Origin of the sequence: Thermovenabulum sp. (assembly GCF_049701175.1) — a bacterium.
Taxonomy (GTDB): Bacteria; Bacillota; Thermosediminibacteria; order Thermosediminibacterales; family Thermosediminibacteraceae; genus Thermovenabulum.
The window spans coordinates 23,722-45,453 of record NZ_JBNATW010000021.1 but is presented as its reverse complement, the minus strand read 5'-3'; the positions used below and the strand labels follow the sequence as shown (position 1 = coordinate 45,453).

The 21,732-nt window shown below is 37.3% G+C and carries 17 protein-coding genes and 1 pseudogene; all 18 read left to right on the top strand.

Annotation, left to right across the window (positions count from 1 at the left end; all coding sequences use genetic code 11):
* Positions 1-375: 375 nt before the first annotated feature.
* The 18 genes and pseudogenes from ACPLVF_RS08340 to ACPLVF_RS08255 all read left to right on the top strand — a co-directional run bounded on the left by ACPLVF_RS08340 (position 376) and on the right by ACPLVF_RS08255 (position 21,731).
* Positions 376-948, top strand: a complete 573-nt coding sequence (locus ACPLVF_RS08340) for an HD-GYP domain-containing protein (RefSeq protein ID WP_424907372.1) — start codon at positions 376-378, stop codon at positions 946-948.
* A gap of 70 nt (positions 949-1,018) precedes the next feature.
* Entirely contained in the window at positions 1,019-2,977 is a 1,959-nt protein-coding gene (locus tag ACPLVF_RS08335) for a methyl-accepting chemotaxis protein (protein WP_424907371.1), read from the top strand.
* 17 nt (positions 2,978-2,994) lie between these two features.
* Entirely contained in the window at positions 2,995-4,521 is a 1,527-nt protein-coding gene (locus ACPLVF_RS08330; protein ID WP_424907370.1) for a chemotaxis protein CheW, read from the top strand.
* Between the two features lie 9 nt (positions 4,522-4,530).
* On the top strand, positions 4,531-5,637 hold the full coding sequence (locus tag ACPLVF_RS08325; RefSeq protein WP_424907369.1) for a protein-glutamate methylesterase/protein-glutamine glutaminase: 1,107 nt from the start codon (positions 4,531-4,533) through the stop codon (positions 5,635-5,637).
* Positions 5,615-6,199, top strand: coding sequence for a HEAT repeat domain-containing protein (locus ACPLVF_RS08320; RefSeq protein ID WP_424907368.1), 585 nt, complete (start codon positions 5,615-5,617; stop codon positions 6,197-6,199). Before ACPLVF_RS08325 ends, ACPLVF_RS08320 begins: the two co-directional genes overlap by 23 nt.
* A gap of 9 nt (positions 6,200-6,208) precedes the next feature.
* Positions 6,209-7,028: pseudogene (locus ACPLVF_RS08315) on the top strand (CheR family methyltransferase).
* Between the two features lie 15 nt (positions 7,029-7,043).
* Positions 7,044-7,415: a response regulator gene (locus tag ACPLVF_RS08310; protein WP_424907367.1), complete on the top strand. Its 372-nt coding sequence runs from the start codon at positions 7,044-7,046 to the stop codon at positions 7,413-7,415.
* Between the two features lie 2 nt (positions 7,416-7,417).
* Complete coding sequence (locus tag ACPLVF_RS08305) at positions 7,418-9,811, top strand: chemotaxis protein CheA (protein ID WP_424907366.1); 2,394 nt, start codon at positions 7,418-7,420, stop codon at positions 9,809-9,811.
* A complete protein-coding gene (locus ACPLVF_RS08300; RefSeq protein WP_424907365.1) occupies positions 9,812-10,726 on the top strand; it encodes an Hpt domain-containing protein in 915 nt (304 codons plus the stop codon).
* Between the two features lie 138 nt (positions 10,727-10,864).
* A complete protein-coding gene (locus tag ACPLVF_RS08295; protein WP_424907364.1) occupies positions 10,865-12,526 on the top strand; it encodes a PucR family transcriptional regulator in 1,662 nt (553 codons plus the stop codon).
* A 165-nt stretch (positions 12,527-12,691) separates the two neighbouring features.
* On the top strand, positions 12,692-13,381 hold the full coding sequence (locus ACPLVF_RS08290; RefSeq protein ID WP_424907363.1) for an aspartate/glutamate racemase family protein: 690 nt from the start codon (positions 12,692-12,694) through the stop codon (positions 13,379-13,381).
* Between the two features lie 52 nt (positions 13,382-13,433).
* Positions 13,434-14,831 (top strand): dipeptidase PepV, encoded by a 1,398-nt coding sequence (gene pepV / locus ACPLVF_RS08285; protein WP_424907362.1) that lies wholly within the window; start codon positions 13,434-13,436, stop codon positions 14,829-14,831.
* Between the two features lie 312 nt (positions 14,832-15,143).
* Positions 15,144-16,208, top strand: a complete 1,065-nt coding sequence (locus tag ACPLVF_RS08280; RefSeq protein WP_424907361.1) for an aminopeptidase — start codon at positions 15,144-15,146, stop codon at positions 16,206-16,208.
* 148 nt (positions 16,209-16,356) lie between these two features.
* Positions 16,357-18,012, top strand: a complete 1,656-nt coding sequence (locus ACPLVF_RS08275) for an OPT/YSL family transporter (RefSeq protein WP_424907360.1) — start codon at positions 16,357-16,359, stop codon at positions 18,010-18,012.
* 63 nt (positions 18,013-18,075) lie between these two features.
* Positions 18,076-18,723: an aspartate/glutamate racemase family protein gene (locus ACPLVF_RS08270; protein WP_424907359.1), complete on the top strand. Its 648-nt coding sequence runs from the start codon at positions 18,076-18,078 to the stop codon at positions 18,721-18,723.
* A gap of 19 nt (positions 18,724-18,742) precedes the next feature.
* Positions 18,743-19,819, top strand: coding sequence for a DUF917 domain-containing protein (locus ACPLVF_RS08265; RefSeq protein ID WP_424907358.1), 1,077 nt, complete (start codon positions 18,743-18,745; stop codon positions 19,817-19,819).
* A gap of 27 nt (positions 19,820-19,846) precedes the next feature.
* Positions 19,847-20,791 (top strand): DUF1177 domain-containing protein, encoded by a 945-nt coding sequence (locus ACPLVF_RS08260; protein ID WP_424907357.1) that lies wholly within the window; start codon positions 19,847-19,849, stop codon positions 20,789-20,791.
* The gene (locus tag ACPLVF_RS08255) at positions 20,784-21,731 is read left to right on the top strand and encodes an aminopeptidase (protein WP_424907356.1); all 948 of its coding nucleotides are present in this window, start codon (positions 20,784-20,786) and stop codon (positions 21,729-21,731) included. Before ACPLVF_RS08260 ends, ACPLVF_RS08255 begins: the two co-directional genes overlap by 8 nt.
* The last annotated feature ends 1 nt before the right edge of the window (position 21,732 follow it).

Below are 21,732 nucleotides of genomic sequence, written 5' to 3'. Positions count from 1 at the left end.
AAAAAAAAAAAAAAAAAAAAAAAAAAAAAAAAAAAAAAAAAAAAAAAAAAAAAAAATTTATACTGTAAAGAAGGATTTTGTAAAAAAACGTCGTATTATATTTAACTGAAAAAAATAAGGAAAGATTTATTTAACTAAAAGAAATAGAAAAAGTTTTTATTTTCATAAAAGTAAAAGCTTAGGTTTAAGGGGTGAGGTATTTAGCAGGGGTATAGAAATTTCAAAAAAATTTTTTATTATCATTTGTTCCTATTTACTAATTAGGGAAAGGGGCTTAGAAAATGGTATTTATACAGAAAAATGCAATAAGAAATATATGAAGTTTAATATTTATTTAATATTAAAGAGAAAAAATAGAGGGGGAAAGTCTAAAGATTGGCATGGAGTGTTGTTCTTTCTTTATACTACGTACTTCTTGCTAGGGATAGAGCATCGGCAATTCACTGCAGAAATGTTGCAAAATATTCTTATAATTTAGGGTGTTCGTTGGGGTTAAGCAGTAAAGAGATGAAGGAACTATATGTTGCAGCTTTGCTTCATGATTGCGGAAAAATAGGACTACCAGATAGGCTTTTAAAAACAACAAGGAAATACACCCGTTGGGAAAAACAGATAGTGCAACAGCATGTGGTGATTGGCAGAAATTTGCTATCAAGCCTTGGTTTTTCTAAAGACGTAATTGACGGGGTTTATTATCATCATGAAAGGTATGACGGATTGGGTTATAAGATGGGTTTACAAGGGAATAATATACCCCTTTATGGGAGGATTATAGCGATTGCGGATGCTTTTGATGCTCTTACTAGTAAACGGCCCTATAGGGAGCCGATGCCCGTTATTGAGGCTATCCAGATATTAAATAATTCGAAAGGGCAATTTGATCTTGAGTTGTTGAAAATTTTCTTTCACGATGTTGTGGAAAAATATATGAAACAGCAATGTAGTTAATCTAAGTAAATGGGCGTGACAAAATATCAGAAAACTAAAAATATTACGAAAATACGGAGGTTGTTCAGATATGACAGAAAAAAGTTTTAAGACCCTTGCACCATTAGGTGGCGAGCCAACAGATGCTATAAAGAATAATAAAACCGGAAGTTTTGATACAGAAATACCGAAGTATAATGTTGATAAAAAACAGCTTGAAATGCAGAGGAAAAAGGCTCGAACCTTTGCAAAAAGGCAGCAGGCAGCGGAGAGAATTGCGGCTGCTACTGAAGAGTTGTCATCAGGGGTGGAAGAGGCTTCAGGCGCAGTTGAAGAACTGAGGTCTTCAATGGAACAGATTGCCAGTGGAGCAGAGGAAGCAAGCAAAACTACCCAGGAGTCGCTGGCAGCAATTGAGCAAATAACTAAAGGAGCAGAAAAGGCATCAGAAAATGCACAACGTGCATTAGAACAGGGAAAAGCTATTCAAGTTCTGATTGAGAAAACGGCTGAGGATATAAATAAACTGATAGAAGGAGTCAACAAGGCATCATCTAAAAACGAGGAGTCAGCAAGGCTTATAGCTCAGCTGGAAAAACAGGCAGAAAACATAGGAAATATAATTAAAACTGTCGTCAGGATAGCTGATCAGACTAATTTGCTGGCGTTGAATGCAGCGATAGAAGCAGCGCGGGCTGGAGAACACGGCAAGGGATTTGCCGTGGTTGCTGATGAAGTAAGGATATTAGCAGAGACTTCAGAAAAGGCTGCTAATGATATAAGAGAGGTTGTAAATAACATTCAGCAAGAGGTAAAGGTTGTTGTAGATGCCATTAATGAATCAGCGGCCAAAGCGCGCTCACAGGTGGAGAAAGGAAAAGTAATAAGTGAAGAGCTGATTAATGTTATCAAAGTTTTAGAAGAAGTCATAAAAGCAGCAGCCAAAGTGAATGATCTTAGCAGAGAATCTTTGCAGGCTGTGCAGGAATTCCAAAAAGGGGCTGAAATAATTGCGAGCGGTGCTGAGGAGCAGGCAAAAGCGACACAGGAGTCCTTGCAGGCAATAGAACAGCAAACAAGGGCCCTTTCTGACATAAGCCAGGCGGCATCGGATCTTGCTGAGATGGCGGAAGAATTGAAAACTTCTACTGATACTCAAAAATCGGCTGAAAGCCTTGCAGCTGCCGCTGAGGAACTTTCTGCTGCCATTGAAGAATCAAGCAAATCGGCAGACCAGATCATGGTAGCGCTTTCGCAAATATCTAAGGGTAGTGAACAGCAGGCGGCAGCGGCTGAAGAATCTGCTGGAGCTGCTATGCAGATAGAGAAAGGAATGAAGACAATCAGTGAACAGGCTGAAGTTTCTCTTAATAAAATTAAAGAACTCTCAGAATTACTAGCAAGCAATAAAGCAAAAGTTAATGAACTGATTTCTGGTATTTTAGAAGCAGCAAATGAAAATAAGGTTAATATCGAAAAAATAAAGGCATTGGAATTAAGCGCCAAGAAAATCGATAAAATCGTAGATACCATTGTTACCGTTGGTATTCAAACAAATATGCTTGCTGTCAGCGGAGCAATAGAGGCGGCAAGGGCAGGAGAATATGGCAAAGGTTTTGCAGTTGTCGCTTCAGATATCAGAAATTTAGCTCAGGACAGTGCAAACAATGCAGAGCAGATAAAAGAGCTTGTTAGGTCTATACAGGAACAGATAAAGATTGTATTGATGGATACGGAAGAAATAGGTGAGTTTACAGTTCAGGAGGTAGAAAAAGCGAAAAAGACGTTAAAGGACTTAGAAGAAATAGATAGAGAAATGAAAGTTATAGCAAAGGGAACGGAGGAGATTGCGGAAGAAGCCAAACAGAGTGTATTGGCCATTGAGGAAGTAAGAAAGGGCACTGATCAGATTGCGGCTGCTGCGGAAGAAGCGTCAAGGGCAGCACAGGAAGCAGCTACAGCAGGAAAACAGCAGGCGGAAGGTATAAGAGAGCTCGCAAGAGCCATAGAAGAGATAGCAGCATTGGCGGATGAACTGCAGCAGTTTTGAGGATAGGGTGATGTTTTATGGAATCAATAATCACAAACGAAAGGTCGATTGACAACAGCAGCCAGTACATTACCTTCTATTTGGGCAATGAGATGTACGGGGTTGCCATACAGTATCTGCAGGAGATAATAAGGGTCCCGGAGGTGGTGAAGGTCCCACGTGTTCCATTGTATATTAGGGGGCTTGCTAACCTCCGGGGGACTATTCTGACAATATTGGATTCTCGGCAGCGCTTGGGACTTGCGAAAGAGGAAGATACTGAAGCGACAAGGGTAATTGTCCTAACTGCAGAGGGTAAAAAAATCGGGTGCGTAGTGGACCGGGTGGTAGGAGTAATATCTATTCGAAGAGATGAAGTAGAAGAAATATCAGGAGAAGAAGTAAATAAGAATTTTCTTGAAGGTATCGCAAGGATTGAAGGCGGCAAGAAGCTGATTATGTTGCTGGATGCTAAGCAGTTCCTTAACTCAAAGGATGGAGAAATTACTAAAAAAAATTTATTTAACAAAGCTGTTGTTTCCGAAAAATATGAAAAAGGTAATGAATCTCTCAATGAAGAGCAGCTACAGATGATCAGCTTTAAGATAGGCGATGAAGAATATGGAATTGAAGTGACGAATGTCCAAGAAATAGTCCGCTTTTCTGACGAAATCAGCGAAGTACCCAATTCACCTGATTATATTCTTGGAATTATTTCCTTGCGCAATAGGGTATTGCCTATTGTGAGCCTTAGGCGGCTGTTTAATATGGAGGAATGTGCTTTTGATGAGAGGTCAAGGATAATAGTGGTTAATATAGACGAAGGAGACTACTCGTATAAAGTTGGATTTAGAGTTGATATAGTTTCAGAGGTGTTACGCATTCCAAAGGGTTCAATTGAACCGGTACCGCCGCTTTTAAAAGACAAAGACAGTGAGGAGATAAGCGGAATATGCAAACTTAACGGGGGTAGTCGCCTGATTTATTTACTTGATCCTAAAAAGGTACTTTCCCACAGGCTGAAAGAAAGCGCTGATATATTACGGTCTTGCGAGGATGATGATAGAATGGAAGTTGTTAATGAGAGTGATAAAGAGGAACAGCTCGTAAGTTTTATGGTGGCAGGTATAGAATGTGCGTTCCCCATAGAAGACGTGAGGGAGATAATAAGGCTAACTGATATAGTGGCAGTTCCAAAGGCACCGGATTTTGTGGAAGGTGTTATTAATCTGAGGGGTGTAATTGTTCCCGTGATTGATCTGCGGAAGAAGTTTGGATTAGAGGGAAGTAGAAGGGGTGAACATAACAGAATAGTGATCGTCGAGATTTCAGGCAAGCGCACCGGACTCATTGTAGATTCGGTCAAAGAAGTTCTAAAGGTGAAACGATCTCAGATAGAAATCACGCCCGAAATTCTAATGCATGAGATAGAACAGAGGTTTATCAGAGGGATTGTAAAATTTGATAGATCAAACAGGATGATAATTTTACTCTCCGCGGAAGAAGTCTTATCGGGGAAAGAAAAAAAAGAACTTATGGAAATTAACGAAGCAAAAGGAGAGTAATTATTAAATATGGAGAAAAAAATTCGCGTGCTTGTAGCGGATGACTCCGCTTTCATGCGCAGATGCTTGAAAGATATACTTGAGAGTGAAGAAGATATAGAGGTTATTGATACGGCCCGAGATGGTCGTGAGGCAGTGGAAAAGACAATTAAACTTTACCCTGATGTTGTTACTCTTGACATAAATATGCCAAATATGGATGGTCTTACGGCCCTGCAGCATATTATGTCTATTGCGCCTTGTCCTGTTGTGATTGTTTCGTCCCTCACTACGGAAGGAGCCTTAACCACTTTTGAGGCTCTTGAGCTTGGTGCTTTTGATTTTGTAGCAAAGCCCGGGGGTACGGTTTCGCTGGGAATAAAACAGCTGGCGACTGAAATTGTGACAAAGGTGAGAGGGGCTGCATATTCAAAGAAGAAACTGATAGGTCGTGCCGGCTTTTCAAGAAAACCTGCCGGTGAAATAAAAAGACACAATGAGCATGAGAGGATAAATGAGGTCAAAAATTTTAAAGATGAAGTTGTTGTGGTAATTGGAGTTTCAACCGGAGGGCCGAAAACCCTGATGGAGATATTGCCGTATCTTCCTTCCGACTTTCCGGGGGCAGTGCTGGTTGTTCAGCATATGCCCCCGACATTCACAGAATCTTTTGCAAAGCGCCTTGACCACTACTGCAATTTGCCTGTCAAGGAGGCAAGTGATGGAGCACCTGTAAAGCCCGGGACTATTACCATAGCAAAAGGCGGATGGCATCTTGCAGTAGAACGGGATTCAGCAAATTCGGGACTTAGGATGAGATTAACCAACCAGCCTGAAGAGGCGCTATACAAGCCCTCTGTTAATGTAACCATGAAATCGGTGATAGAAAATGTAAATGGCCGGAATATTGTAGGCGTTCTGCTGACCGGTATGGGTGATGATGGGGCCGATATGATGGTAGAGATAAGGAAAAGGGGCGGTTTGACTATAGCTGAATCGGAGGAAACGGCCGTAGTTTATGGTATGCCTAAGGCAGCAATAGAACGTGGCGGAGCAGAAATAATTGCGCCTGCATATAAAATCAGCGATATTTTAATAAAGAAGGTGAGAGAATATGCAAGAGTCACACATAAATGAACTATTAAATTTAATGAAAAAAGGCAGAAGTGAAAACGAACGCATAATGGCGGTGCTTGATCTTGGAGAAGCCACAGGCGAAAGAGTTGTAAAAGCTCTTGCAAAACAGCTTGAGGTGGAAACGAGCAGGGTAGTCCAAGAGGCAATAGTTAGTTCCCTTATTAAAATAGGAGATAAATATGTGGCAGAATCCGCAGCTGAGTTTTTAAAAAGTGATGATGCATATATTAGAAACGCAGGAGTTGAAATACTATCAGTTATAGGTGATTCAGCCCTTGAAGTCCTCGAAAAAATGATTAAATACCCTGACAAAGATGTACGTCAGTTAGCGGTTAATGCTGTGGGAGAAAGTAATCTTAAAAAATCGCCGATGCTTTTAAGAAAAGTGATAGAGGAAGATGAAGAAGAGAACGTGGTGGCAGCGGCAATTGAATATTTGGGCGAAATTGGCAGCAGTGAAGAAGATAGAAAAGTAATAATGCAAGCTGCCAGTCGCTTTTCCAGTCCATTTTTTGATTATACTGTGAAAATTGCACTGAAAAAACTGGCAGAATCGAAATGAGGTGCAGAAGTGACTGCGGAAGAATTTATCAAGTTGAGAGAACTTTATTTACAGGAAGACCGGGATTTATTTTGAAGAGCATAAAATGTATTACGTTAGGAACAGGGTAGAGAGCCGTATTAAAGCAACAGGACATGAAAATTTTAGAAGTTATTTTACGTGGATGAGGTTTGATGTAACGGGGCGAGAACTTCAAGAATTGGTGAACCTTTTGACAGTAAATGAGACTTATTTCTTCAGAGAATATTATCAATTGAAGTGTTTTGCCGAAGAAGTTTTACCTGAGATTATTGACAGAAAGTGCGAGGAAAAGGTGCGGATGATTCGGGTATGGTCTGCCGGGTGTTCTACGGGCGAAGAACCGTATACGCTTGCCATAATTATGGAAGAAATGTTGGAAGGTATAGAAAGAGTAATGTGGGAAGTGCATGCAACAGATATCAACACAGAGGTACTGGAAAAAGCTGAAATGGGTATTTATTCCTCAAGATCCGTCAGACTGGTGCCCGAAGAGTACAAAAAGCGGTATTTTATACAACACGGTGAATTATATGAAGTAATCCCGGAGCTTCGAAATAAGGTTAAATTCTACCAGCTTAATTTAATGGATGCGGTGGCAATGCGGAAAATGGTGGGTTTTGATGTGATTTTTTGCCGAAATGTTTTAATTTATTTTGATGACGCATCGCGGAGGCAGGTGGCCCTTTACTTTTATGAAGCCTTGGCAGAAGGTGGCTATATATTTCTGGGCCATTCAGAGTCTATGAGCCGTATAACTCCTATATTTAAGCTGCGCCGCTTTAAAAATGCATTTGTATACCAGAAATGAGGTGAAAAAAGGTTTATGAAACCTTGGGTATTGATTGTGGATGATTCAGCTTCTGTCCGAGGCTTTCATGGTGCGATACTTCGGAATGCTGGGTTTGAGGTTGAAGAAGCCGCCAACGGCTATGAAGCTCTGGAAAAATATTATATGAAGAAATTTGATCTTTTACTGGTTGATGTGAATATGCCTAAGATGCACGGGTACGAGCTTATAAGACAGATAAGAAAAGAGAATCTTTACGGTTTTGTTCCTGTGATTGTTATATCTACTGAGTCAGGGAAGAATGATTATTTGGAGGCGTTCCGAGTTGAAGCAAATCTTTATTTAGAAAAGCCTGTTGATCCGATTTATCTACAGCTTTCCGCAAAGATGCTGACAGGGATGAGGTAGGGATGAGAAAAATGATTAGTGGGGAAAAAGATTTGATAAAAACTGCAAAGGAACTTCTTGACAATATAGGTTTTTTTGTACTTGCAATGGAAAATGCTGATGAAAAAGATAAGGCAGCAAAGCATATTTTAAGCAGATTGGAGAGCCTAATGGAGTTATATAGGGCATACGATTTAGAAGAACTGTGTTCTTTTGTCGAGAATTTAAAAAAATTAATAAAGGAAATAGCTTTAAAGGATAAGCTTATTGATGCCGAACTTACTGATTTCATGTTGGATGTTTTTGAGAGGATAATGAGTTTAGTAGAAAGTGCTGAAAAAGAAGGGTTTGACATTTTGAAAAAGCCAGAGCTAAAAGAACTTGAGAATAAGATATCTGATTATTTAAATGATATGGAAAAAATACTTTATATACCTGTGGCTCATACTGATGATACGCTGTATACAATCCCGCCAGATAATAAAAAGTTTTTAAGGGAATTGTTGCATAAGGGCGGGGATATATATGAAGTATCCATACAGGCAGTGGGCTCCGGCGCAATGGAAGTTGACATAGTTGGAATCTTTTGCAGGTTGAGAGAAATAGGAGAGGTTGCCCATATTGCTGCTGACAACCGAAACTTGCCTTCTCTTAAGGATTTTGATCCCTCTGTCCCATATGTATCGCTGAATTTTGTAGTTGTGACCGATAAAAGTGCTAAGGAAATAGAAGAAGCGATTTGGGAAATAGCAGGAACTGAAAGTAATATAAGATTGCTTGTATCTCCCGTATTTCCAGATGCAGTTATGGATATTCCAGAACCAGAAAATAGTTCTATAGCCAATTCTACTGGAGAAGATAAAGTTAATGAAGTATTAGATTTGGTCCTTTCCCAGCAGGAATTATTTTATCAAGTTGCCGATACACCAGAAGAACGGCGCCGGAGGGGAGATATGGTTATGAACGTGCTACAGAAGGTTGCCGAATACATGGGGTGGATCACAAAAGGACAAAATTTAATTGAAGCATTTAAGAAAAGTAAGAGTATATGGCACGAGAAATTTTCAATGCTTATTAACTTGGTGAACAAGGATGAAGAAAAAAGCTTCGAGAAAGATGATTCAAATGTCAAAAAACTACCGGTTATAGAAAATAACATAGAAAAGAAAATAGAAAACAGAGAGGAAAAAATTTCTATAAGAACAGAAGAAGATAAAAATGGCCTTTCGGAAATTGAAATTACAAAAACCTTGAAGGTAGAGCAGGCCAAGGTAGACGAGCTTATGAATCTGATTGGGGAACTGATTGTGGTAAACAACGGGCTTTCTTACATGATAAGAAAAATTGAAATGAAATATGGTTTATCTGAAATAACAAGAGAGCTTAAAGAACAACAGGTTTTTCTAAAAAGAATAGGGAAAGATTTGCAGGATATAGTTATGAGCTTTAGGCTCTTTCCTATACGCTATATCTTCGATCGCTTCCCGCGGATGGTTCGAGAAATAAGCAAGAAATTGAACAAAAAGGTGCGTTTCGTAACTGAAGGTGAAGAGACACAAATAGATAAAAATATCGTAACAGCACTTTACGAACCAATGCTGCACATTATAAGGAATGCAATAGATCATGGGATTGAAGAACCAGAAGAACGTTTGAAAGCCGGCAAACCTGAAGAAGGAACGCTGATTCTCAGAGCTCAGCGAATAGGAGATAAGGTTTTGATTGAGGCAAAGGACGATGGCCGCGGCATCGATCCTAATGTAGTTCTGGCTAAAGCTGTTGAAAAAGGTTTTATATCTGTTGAGGAAGCAGAAAAAATGGATGTTGAAAGAGCCTTAGAGCTTTTGTTCATCCCTGGTTTCAGCACATCGGATGCTGTAACCGAGCTGTCCGGTAGAGGAGTGGGGATGGACGTAATAAAAGATACAGTGAAAAAACTGGGCGGCAATGTGCGTTTGGTCAGCAAAGTAGGTATGGGAACTTCTGTGTTTATGGAATTTCCAGTGACAATGGCTACGTCGAGAGTACTGCTGGTTACTCTGTTAGGGCAGTATTATGCTTTTCCTCTCGAGAGCGTGCGCGAACTGGTAAAGATTAAGCCTCATGATATAAAGAGGATGAAACAAAGAGAGATTGTCGTTTTAAGGGAAGAAATAATGCCCCTATTGAGGCTAAAGGAGCTTATAGGTATTCAAACAGGGAAAGACAACGAAGGTGGGTTTGAAGAGTATCCCCTTGTTGTATTAAACAGCGGTATGGCGGTTATGGTGGATGAATTTATTGGTGAGCAGGAAATTATCGTAAGGCCTCTCCCGGAAGAACTTTCATCTGCTGCATGCTTTTTAGGTGCAGACATATTGGGAGATGGTAACATTGTCCTTGTTTTAAACCCTGATGAACTTAGCGGAGGGATTTAAATGACTTGGAATTACCTTGATGCTTATATTGAAGAAACAAAAGAGCAGTTTTCCAGATTAGAACAACTGTTTCTTGAAATGGAACAAAATCCTCATCAATCAGATGTCCTGAATGAAATTTTCAGGATTATGCATACATTAAAAGGTTCATCTGCCACTATGGGCTTTGGCGAGGTTGCAGATTTTTGCCACAATTTAGAAAACCTTTTTGACAACCTGCGGAAAGATAAGATAATCGTAAATGGTGATCTTATAGATACTTTATTTGAAAGCCTCGATACGCTGAAAAATATGGTAAGTGCAGTTATTAAAGGAGAAGCCTATGAGAGCAATGCGGAAAAATTAATAGAAATTATAAACAGCTATATAAATGGGGATTCGAGTAAAACAATTGACAATCCGAGTGAAAATGCTTTATGGAAGGTATCTATAAAAATAAGCAGCGATTGTCCTATGAAAACTGCTCGCGCCATGGTAATTGAAAAATATATTGAAGAGATAAGCAATGTGGTAAACATCGAGCCTTCTTTTGACTTGCTGGCAACTGGACAAGTAGAATGCGAAGAAATATCAGCAGTAATCAAAATCCAAAGAAATATTGAAAATGTAGTTTTGGAATTGAAAAATTTGCAGGACGTTGCAAATGTTGACATAAGACAGTTTAATAAAGATGATGCCTCCTTGAATGATATAAAAATCAATTTGAACAAGTCATATAATCTAGAGGAACTTAAACGTATAAAAGAAGACCTAATTCACTCTGATGAAGTAAAACTGGAGATTGGCGAAAGGTGCATTATGAATCTTGGATTATTACAGCTTATACTTGCTGCACGCAAGGAAAATAAAGTGATTCGTTGTGAAAAAGGCGGAGGTCCTGTCGTCAAAATGTTAAAATTGATGGGGGTATTTTAATATGTTTATTGCGGCCGCGGTTATGCTTCGCGGCTTTATTTTTTTTTAGGAAATCAATATCTACAGGTAATTGATATACACCAATTGTAGTGTTATGATATATTAACAAATCGGTTACATAAAGTGGTGGTGAGAATAATGGGTATAACTGTAAGAGAGGCTCTACAAATTGGTGGATTAAAAAATGCTAAAGTAATAGCAGGAGAAAAAGGTCTTGATAGGATAATAAATTTTGTTTTGGTTATGGATGTTCCAGATGCTTCAAAATGGATAAGAGGCAATGAATTATTATTGACCTCAGGGTATATTTTTAAAAATAATCCAGATATTTTTGAAAATATAATATTGGAATTAGATGAAAAAAACTGTGCAGCACTTGCAATAAAAATTGGACGTTTTATAGATACTCTTCCTGATAGTATTATAGAAAAAGCAAATAAAAAGAATTTTCCTATAATTGAATTGCCTATTTATATTTCTTGGCATGATGTGATAAACCCACTATTATTAGAGATATTAAATAAAGAAGTACTAACGATTAAACGTTCTCAGGAGATACACAGTGAATTTATGAAAATTGCTTTAAATGGTGAAGGATTAGATGAAATAGCTAAAGCATTATCTTATTTGTTAAAATGTATTGTTTTTATAGAAGATGAAAACTTTAATATTTTGGCATATTATTATAATATTCCAATAGAAGACTGGTTTAAAGAGATAATAAAAGCAGGCAAACTATCTAATGAAGTTATTGAGGAAATGGAAAAAAAAGGTATAATAAATCAAGTAAAAACTTATAAAAAACCTGTGTTATTGAATGTAAATAAAGAAATGAGAGGAATATATACAAGAATTTTAGCCCCTATATTTGTAAAAAACGAAATTTGTGGATATATTGATGTATTTAAAAATTGTATTGATTTTGACAAATTGGATTTAATAGCTATTGAACAAGCAACAACTGTCGCAACAATAGAAATTATGAAAAAACAAGAAATTATGCAAGCAGAAGGAAAAGCAAAAAAAGAATTTTTTGAAAACCTTCTTTTAGGAAATATTAAAGATTCAATGGAAATAAAAAAAATGTTAAGACATTACAATATCAACCTACGAGGGGATATTGCAATTATTATTATTAATATGAGTTATGAAAACGCAATAAAAATAGAAAAAGAAGATTTTAGGTCCATAACGAATGTTTTAATGTCTTATTTCCAACCGAGTAACTTTGTAATTTTGAGAAGAAGTGAGGATGTAATATTAATAGTTGGCTTGGAGGGGAAAACTGAAAAAAAAGATGATAAAGTTTATTCTTTGTGTAAAATTCTTCTTAAAAATTTAGGGAATATGAATGATATAACATTTGGGATAAGTGATTATCATGCAAATTTAACTGAAATTTCAGAAGGATATAAAGAAGCTAAAAGAACGTTAGAATTAATGAAAGTTTTAAAAAATAAGAAAGAAAAAATTGTATTTTATAAAGAAATATGGATCTATGATTTTTTGCTTAATATTGATAAAGAGAATTTAAAAAAGTATTGTGATAAAAAACTTCTAAGGGTTCTTGAATATGATGCAACTAATAGAGGAGAAGATCTTTTTCATACATTAGAGGTTTTTCTTGATTGTATGGGCAGACATAATCTGGCTGCGGAAAAGCTTTTTATTCACCGAAATACTTTAAATTATAGGTTAAACAAAATCAGGGAGATACTCGATTGTGACTTAAATGATCCTTTTACCAGGCTGAAAATAGAAATAGGTTTGAAAATAGTTAATTTATTATATAAATATTAATTTATAGTTTCTTCATTGGGCATGATGCACAATGAAGATTTATTTTTTTTGGAATTAATGCAATATAATAAAAATATTTTATTGTGCTATTATTTAAATTGATAGTAATGCAACAATATTAAAAAAATAATATAATAATAACCTAACATAGAAAGGGGGACTAAAATGATATTAGACATCATCGTGCCCGTATCTACAGATATTTGGAACGAAAAAGTGAAATTTGAAGCTGAAAGGATAAAAAGCTCAGACATACAGGTACGAGTTTCCGAATTAAAAAAAGGCCCGGTATCTATAGAGTCAGAATATGATGAAGTATTTGCAAGCCCGTATGTCGTTTCCCTTGCGGAAGAATTAGAAATGAATGGCTCAAATGGAATAATAATATATTGTTTTGGAGAACCTGGATTACATGCATGTAAGGAAAAATTAAATGTACCGGTAGTAGGAATAAGAGAAGCTGCTGTCTCTATGGCAAAAATTTTGGGTGATAGAATTGGCATTATTTCGACTATAAAAAGTGCTGTCCCGAGACATGTCAGGACTTTAAAACATGAGGTACATAAAATTGTGGCTGTAGATATGCCTGTATTGAATTTTGTAAATGTTACCGAACTGGAAAAACGAATAGAATTGAAAATTCAGGAATTACTAAAATGCGAGTGTGATGTAATAATTTTAGGATGCGGGTCTATGTTGAATATAGACATAAATAAAATGCAAAATGAATATGGTGTACCAATCGTTATTCCGCTCAATGCCGCCGTAGCCGTTTGCGAATATTTAATGAAAAACAATTTAAAGCAAAGCAAACGGGCTTATCCTTTCCCACCAGTTAAAGAAATCAAATCATAGAATTATTTTGTAATACGAAATAAAAAACACTTTCGAAAAAAGGAGCGATATAATGGAAGATATTCTTAATACTAAAATAGACGAATATTTTGATGAGATGGTGAAGAATCTTCAAGAATTTATAAAAATACCAAGTGTTTTAGACGAAGCAAAGGCCAATGAAAATTTTCCCTTTGGGCCCAAAATCGATGAGGCGCTTAGATGGATATTAAATAAAGGTTATGAATTTGGATTTAAAACAAAAAACTTAGATGGCTACGCGGGATACGTTGAGATAGGAAACGGCCCGAAAATGGTAGGAATTTTGAGCCATATAGACGTAGTCCCGGCAGGGGCGGGTTGGTCGGTGGACCCATATGGCGGCGAGGTTAAGGATGGGAAAATTTACGGCCGGGGCTCCATCGATGATAAAGGACCTACTGTCGCCGTATTGTATGCCTTAAAGGCGATTAAAGAGTCTAATTTACCAGTTTCAAAAAGAGCACGGCTTATAATAGGAACCGATGAAGAGACCGGCGCAAGATGCATAAAGTATTATCTTGAAAAGGAAGAACTGCCAATATGCGGTTTTTCTCCTGATGCAGAATTCCCAATAATAAATGCGGAAAAAGGTATTCTACGCTTTGAACTGAGAAAGCATTTCAATGGGATACAAAATGCCGAGGTATATTTGAAAAGATTAAAGGGTGGAACCCGTGTAAATGTGGTACCTGATGAGGCGGAAGCTTTGATATACGGTATAACTTTAAAAGAACTGGCGTTGAAAATTAAAGAAGAAAAACTTGAAAAGAAGGTAAAAGTAGAGGAGACTCCCGAAGGAATACTAATAAAAGCGAAAGGAATTTCTGCACATGCCAGTTACCCGGAGGATGGCGAAAATGCAATACAAATACTTTTTAACTTCCTGAGCCGGATTGATTTGGGGGGCAGTGAAGCAAAAGAATTCATAACCTCAATAGTGGCTAAATTGAATATGGAAGTAGACGGAAAAACTCTTGGAATATCCTGCAGTGACGAGATTTCGGGAAATTTGACTATAAATTTAGGGGTAGCGGATTTTGATGAAAAGAGGGGAAGCCTTAAGTTTGACATAAGGTATCCGGTAACGATAGACGGCGATGAAATAATCGAAAAACTTAAGAAAGCTTTCGATGATTTGGGAGCAGAATTTATAGTAAACCAGCATAAATTGCCTCTATACGTTGAACCAGAAACTGATTTTATAAAGAAGCTGCAATATGTATATAAAGAAATGACTGGAGATGAACCAAAGCTACTCTCGATAGGAGGAGGTACATACTGTAGGTATGTAAAAAACACTGTTTCCTTTGGCCCTGTATTTCCAGGCCAAAAAGAACTAGCACATCAAAAAGATGAATATATTTCTCTGGAAGATTTAAAAAAGATAGCAAAAATTTATGCTCAGGCTATTTATGAATTAATAAAATAGCTAATATCAAAGGTTTAAAAAAATGATTTGATTGGTAGATATAATAAATATTTTGGCGAACTGTTAGAAACGATAACAAGGGTAGATTATGATCAGACGGCATCTTGCTAAAACCTACTATAATTTTAGACGGAAAAATATTTGAAGAAAATGGTATATACCAATTGCCAGAAGTAAAAGAAATATGTAAAAGGTTAAATGTGCCGGGGTATTAAGATAATCGAAGAAAATTTAACATAATTTTTAATTTTGTATTCTAATGCTAAAATTACATATTTATATTAAAACTATTATGAAAGGAAGGGAATTTTTATGGAACTAAACATAGGGATTGAAACGAGAGATGAATTTTTATCCTTAGAACTTGCAAAAAGTGCAAGAAAATTAGTAGAAGATATAATGCTGGTAAAAGAGGGTGAAGAAGTAGTAATTACAGGAGATACTTCCTCAGATAGGCGAGTTATAGAAGAAGTGGCTAAGGCAGCGTATGCGGCAGGAGCTATACCTACGGTAGTCTGGTATGATACAAGACCTACCGCTGTAGTAGAACCTCCAAGAGCAGTTGCGGGAGCAGTAAAAAATGCAGATGTGTGGATAGAATTTTCATATGCATATATACTACATACTTTAGCATGGAAAGAAGCTTTGAATAACGGATGTAGGTATATATGCTTAACGGGAATGGATACGTTAATGATGGTCAATACAATCGGTAGGGTTAATTATCCTAAAATGTTAGAATTAGGTGAAAAATTAAGGAGTTTAGTTGAGCAAGCAGATGAGGTTATAGTAAAGAGTCCATCGGGTACGAATCTTATAGCCTATAATAGGGGCAGAAAAGTAAGGCAGTCAGGCAAGTTAGCTGATACAAAAGGAGAGCCCATCATGTTAGGAGGGCAAGTATCATGGTGCCCTGTAGAAGAGACGATAAATGGTACTTTAGTTTTTGATGGAGCATTATGGCCACCCGCAGAGCTTGGACTTTTAAAGAATCCAGTGAAGTTAACATTAGAAAAAGGAGTAGTTACGAAAATTGAAGGAGGGATAGAAGCAGAAATTTTTGAAAGATGGCTTAAAAGCTTTAATGATCCAACGATGTATTGGCTTGCACATTATTCCTTAGGTTTTAACCCTGGGGTTACAAGGCCGACAGGCAGGATAGTAGAAGATGAAAGAGTTTTTGGGTGTATTGAAATGGGGATAGGAAGTCAAGGTCCGCAAATTAGAGGAAAAACGTGGAAGAGTGCTTCACATACTGATGGTATTGTTTTAAATCCAACAATTATTTTGGACGGTGTAGTAATTGAGGAAAATGGGAAATACGTTCATCCAGAGTTAGTAAAGATCTGCAAAGAGTTAGGAGTTAGTGGCTATTAAATAGTTAAATAACAATGTGTTTTGAAGTTTTGGAAAAAATAGCGAATTATTAAATACTTAATTTTTCCTCTAAATTAAGGGCCCATATTGCATTAGGGAGGTGGTAAGGCTAAATAAAAAAATCTAAAAAATAAGAAGGAGGGGTAAAATGACTGATATTCCAGAAGCAATGGTTGAAAAGGAAAGTTTTGATGAAGAGCATCCAGTAATAAAAAAGTATATTGAGCTTCCTCAGCCTAAGGTTACGGAACCTTTAACACTATTGTTGATTTTGATTACAGGAGCTTTAGGCGCAATTATTGGTCTCGAATTAATAACCCGCCTTGGTATAACAGCTAATACATCGATAATTGGAGCGCTGGTCGCTATTGGTTTAGGTGCAATACCTGTTAATTTGTTTTCTACTTATAAGAATATATATAGACAAAACCTTATTCAAACTTCTATATCAGCTGCAACTTTTGGTGCTGGTAATGCTTTGTTGCTATCAATGGGCACAGTTTGGCTTTTAGGTAGACAGGATGTTATAGTTCCCATGTTCATAGGAGCTTTAATTGGAATGATAGTAGATATAACGATGATGTATTGGGCTTTTGATACTCCAGCTTTTCCAGCTTCGGAAACTTGGCCACCAGGTATTGCTACTGCAGAAACTTTATTTGCTGCTGCTGAAGGTGGAAGAAGGGCACTACTTTTAGTAGTAGGAGCTATTATAGGAGCAATAGGGCAATCTTTTAAAATTCCAATGGATGTATTTGGTGTAGCGTGGATAGGTAATGTTTGGGCACTAGCAATGTTTGGAGTAGGATTGATTTTACGCGGTTATTCTCAACAATTGTTTGGAGTAGATATAAATAAATTGTATGTTCCTCATGGCATAATGATAGGAGCTGGTGTCGTTGCTTTAATTCAAATTTATTTGATTATAAAAGGAAAGAGGTTAGTAAAACATTCAGAAAAAACAGAAATCAACACTACAAGAACATCTAAAGATATTTCATTTGCATTGAGGAATGGTTTTATTCTTTATGTTGCGGGAGCATTATTATTGGGTATAATTGGCAAATTAACATATGAAATGAGCTTTATAATGTTACTTGTTTGGGTTGTTTATGCGGCTATTGCAGCTTTAGTTTCTGAACTTATGGTAGGTATTTCAGCGATGCATGCGGGGTGGTTCCCGGCTTTTGCAACAGCTTTAATATTCTTGGTTATAGGAATGTTAATGGGCTTTCCTCCACTTGCTTTAGCCTTGTTGGTAGGATATACAGCATGTACAGGACCGGCGTTTGCGGATATGGGTTACGACTTAAAAACAGGGTGGCTTATACGTGGTAAAGGAAAGTATAGGGAAATAGAAATTGAAGGAAGAAAACAACAATACTTTGCTGAGTTGATCGGTGCTTTTATTGCATTTGTAATAGTAGCGATTAGTTATAGTAGTTATTTTACAAAAGATTTGTTTCCGCCTGTTGATAGGGTTTTTGCAGCAACTATACAAGCCGGGGCTCAGCCGGGCCTTCTTAAAACATTGATACTTTGGGCAGTTGTCGGAGGAGTAATTCAGTTCTTAGGAGGAGCTGAAAAACAAATCGGGATATTATTTGCAACAGGACTTCTTATAAAAAATCCGAATGCGGGTATCGCAGTATTAATTGCTCTTTTAATAAGAATAATTTTACTTAGAGCTTTTGGTAAAAAGATAGAGTCTTCTTTATATGTAACAGCAGCAGGATTCATTGCAGGTTCAACTTTATACAGTTTCTTTACCAGCACATTGAGTGTTTTTGGTAAAAAGAAGTAAATACCAGCCATTTTGGCTGGTATTTACTTTGAAGCTTATATTATTACAAGGAGGCAATTAAAAATGAATAAAATAAAGGTAGGTCTTATTCGAGTATTCACAACTTCTGATGAAAATATATTAAATGCCCATGCAAATTTACTTTTAAGCAATTTTAAAAATATGGATATCGAAACAAAGTGCATTCCTGACCAGCCTGAGGGAATTCATGATGATGAAACAGAAAAAATTGCAGTGCCCAAAATAGTTAACCTTGCCAAAGAGTTTGAAAGCAAAGGTGTCGATGTAATTTTTATAAGCTGCGCTGCTGATCCTGGTGTGGAAGAATGCCGTAAACTGCTACGCATTCCTGTAATAGGAGCTGGTTCTGCATGTGCTGCTCTGGCATATAGTCTTGGGAACAAAATTGGAGTGTTGGGGATTACTGAAGAAGCTCCAGAAATTATGAAGAAAGTTTTGAAGGAAAAATTTGTTTGCAGCATTAAACCGGAGGATGTTAATACTACTTTGGATTTATTTAAAGAGGAAGGAAGAAAGAACGCATTGAAGGCGGCCAAATTGTTAAAAGAAAAAGGATGCGACACTATAGCATTAGGTTGTACAGGCATGTCCACAGTAGGTATTTACAAAGAAATAGAAAAAAGTCTTAATATTAGAGTAATAGATCCTGTGCTTGCGGCAGGCCTTGTGATTTCATACCTGAATTTTTAAAGAAAGGAAGGTAGTAAAGATGAGCAGAATAAAATTAACTGCTGAACTTGTTGAAGCTGCAGTCCTCGGCGGCTGTGTATTAGGTGGCGGCGGTGGCGGTTCAATGGAAGAAGGAAGAAAAATGGCTATGCTTGCAGTTAACTTATCTTCTCCTGAATTGATAGATGTTGAAGATTTAGATGAAAATGCTCTATTGATTAATGTTTCTGCGGTAGGTGCACCTTCAGCAAAAGACGCTTATGCAGAGCCTATATACTATCTTAGAGCAATAGAATTGGTACAAAAAATTGAAGGCATTAAGATTGATGGGATTATTTCAAATGAAGCGGGAGGGCTTGCTACTGTTAACGGCTGGTTGCAGGCAGCTATGATGGGAGTCCCTGTTGTTGATGCTCCGAGTAATGGACGGGCTCATCCTACTGGGATTATGGGTGCAATGGGATTGCACAAGATTAAAGAATATAAATCAATACAAGCTGCTGTAGGAGGTAAAAAAGAAAAATTAACTTTTACCGAAGTTGTAGTAACTGGTTCTTTAGAAAAAGTAGCAACTTTAATAAGGGCTGCTGCTGTTCAGGCTGGTGGTTTTGTAGCAGTGGCGAGAAATCCGATCTCATGTCGGTATGCAAAAGAAAATGCTGCTTTAGGAGCTGTAAAACAGGCTATAAATTTAGGTAAAGAAATGATAAAAGCAAAAGAAAAGGGGCCAAAAGCTGTAATAGATGCAGTATGTGATTACCTAAAAGGCGAACTGATAGCCACTGGCTCTATTGAAAATGTATATCTTGAATCAATTGGCGGTTTTGATGTAGGGAAGGTTATTTTGGAAAAAGATTATGAAATTACCTTCTGGAATGAGTACATGACACTGGAAAAAAAGGGAGAGCGTCTTGCAACTTTCCCGGACCTTATAATGACATTAAATGCAGATACAGGAATGCCGGTGACATCAGCTGAAATAAAAGCGGGTCAAAAGATTGCCGTGATCAAGACAAAAAAAGAAAACCTTATATTAGGTGCCGGTATGCGTGATCCAAACCTTTTTAAAGCATGTGAAGAGGCGGTAGGCAAAAAAATAATAGGTTATGTATTTTAAATTAAGGAGAAATTGGAGGGGAGAAAAATGTTAAAACAGGTAATTGAAATATTAGAACTTTTGGATGATGCAAGAGTAAATGGAGAGAAAGTAAAAGATTTTTTATCAGGGAGAGGACTTGAAAACATCCATGTGGAAGAAGTAAAAGGCGAAATGGGGAAAACCGATTTTATTAAAATATTTGTAAAAGGAAAAAAAGGAAAGGCCTCTGGAGGAGACGCTCCTACTCTGGGTATAATTGGGAGACTGGGAGGAATAGGTGCAAGACCGGAAATGATAGGTTATGTATCGGATGGGGATGGTGCTGTTGCTGCTCTTTCTGTCGCGCTCAAACTTGCTGATATGAATTCAAAAGGGGATTTTCTTGACGGTGATGTGATAATTGCGACTCACATATGTCCCAACGCTCCTACTCAGCCCCATGACCCGGTCCCATTTATGGGTTCACCGGTAGATATGCAGACAATGAACAAAATGGAAGTGGACCCACAGATGGACGCCATTCTTTCAATTGATACAACTAAAGGTAACAGAATTGTAAACCAAAGGGGTATTGCTATCACACCTACTATAAAAGATGGCTACATATTAAGGGTAAGCGATTCGCTTCTTGATATAATGCAAATAGTGACTGGGAAACCGCCCGTAATACTACCTATAGTTACTCAGGATATTACGCCTTATGGTAATGGACTTCATCATATTAACAGTATAGTCCAGCCTTGTACCGCTACTTCAAGTCCTGTTGTAGGGGTTGCTATAACTGCAGAAACAATGGTACCGGGATGTGCAACAGGAGCATCCCATGAGGTAGATATTGAATTAGCTGCAAGATTTGCTCTGGAAGTTGCTAAAAGTTTTGGAAGGAAAAATTGTAAATTTTACGATGAAAAAGAATGGGAAACAATTTTAGAGCTCTATGGATCAATGGAACATTTGAAGACCTTAGGAAGGAAGAAAAAGAATGAATGAACTCATTAACATATCAAAAAAGATACTTCTCGACTGTTTGGGAGTTAAAGCAGTGGAGAAATTTCTTGTTGTAACCGATGATGTCAAGGAAGAGCTCGCAGAATACCTTTATGAGGCTGGAAAAGAGCTTGGACTTACGTCTATGTTATTTAAAATACCGGCTTTAAGGAAATCAGGTGAAGAACCACCAAAAACGGCAGCAGAGGCAATGAAAAATGCTGATGTGGTTATTTGTGTTACTGAGCATTCATTGACACATACGAGGGCTAAAAAAGAGGCTACTGAGTCAGGGGCCAGGGTTGCTACAATGCCCGGAATCACTAAGGAGATGTTTATAAACGGGGCAATTACTGCAGATTATACTCAGGTAGAAAAATTGACGAAAAAAGTAGCTGAAATTTTAACCCAAGGAAGGAAAGTTATAGTAGAGAAAGACGGACATAGACTTGAGATGAATATAGAAGGAAGGAAAGGTATTGAGAGTACCGGCAGGTATATTGAAAAGGGACAATCTGGGAACTTGCCGTCAGGAGAAGCATATATTGCACCAGTTGAAGGAACGGCTTGTGGAAGTATATTAGTTGATGGAAGTATTGTAGGCTTAGGGAAATTAAATTCACCTATTTTGCTTAGAATTGAAAAAGGTCTTTTAGTGGATGCAGAGGGTGATGGTGCAAAAGAGTGGCTTAAAATACTGGGGAACTCGGATGCTGCAAGAAATGTAGCAGAGTTTGGAATAGGGACAAACCCAAATGCTATACTTTCAGGAAATATCTTAGAAGATGAAAAAATATTAGGTACAATTCACTTGGCTTTTGGAAGCAATGATACATTTGGCGGTAAGGTTAATGCAGGGGTGCATCTTGATGCCGTTGTCCTAAATCCTACTGTTTATATAGATGAAAAAATAATTTTAGATAAAGGTAGGTTGTTAATATAAG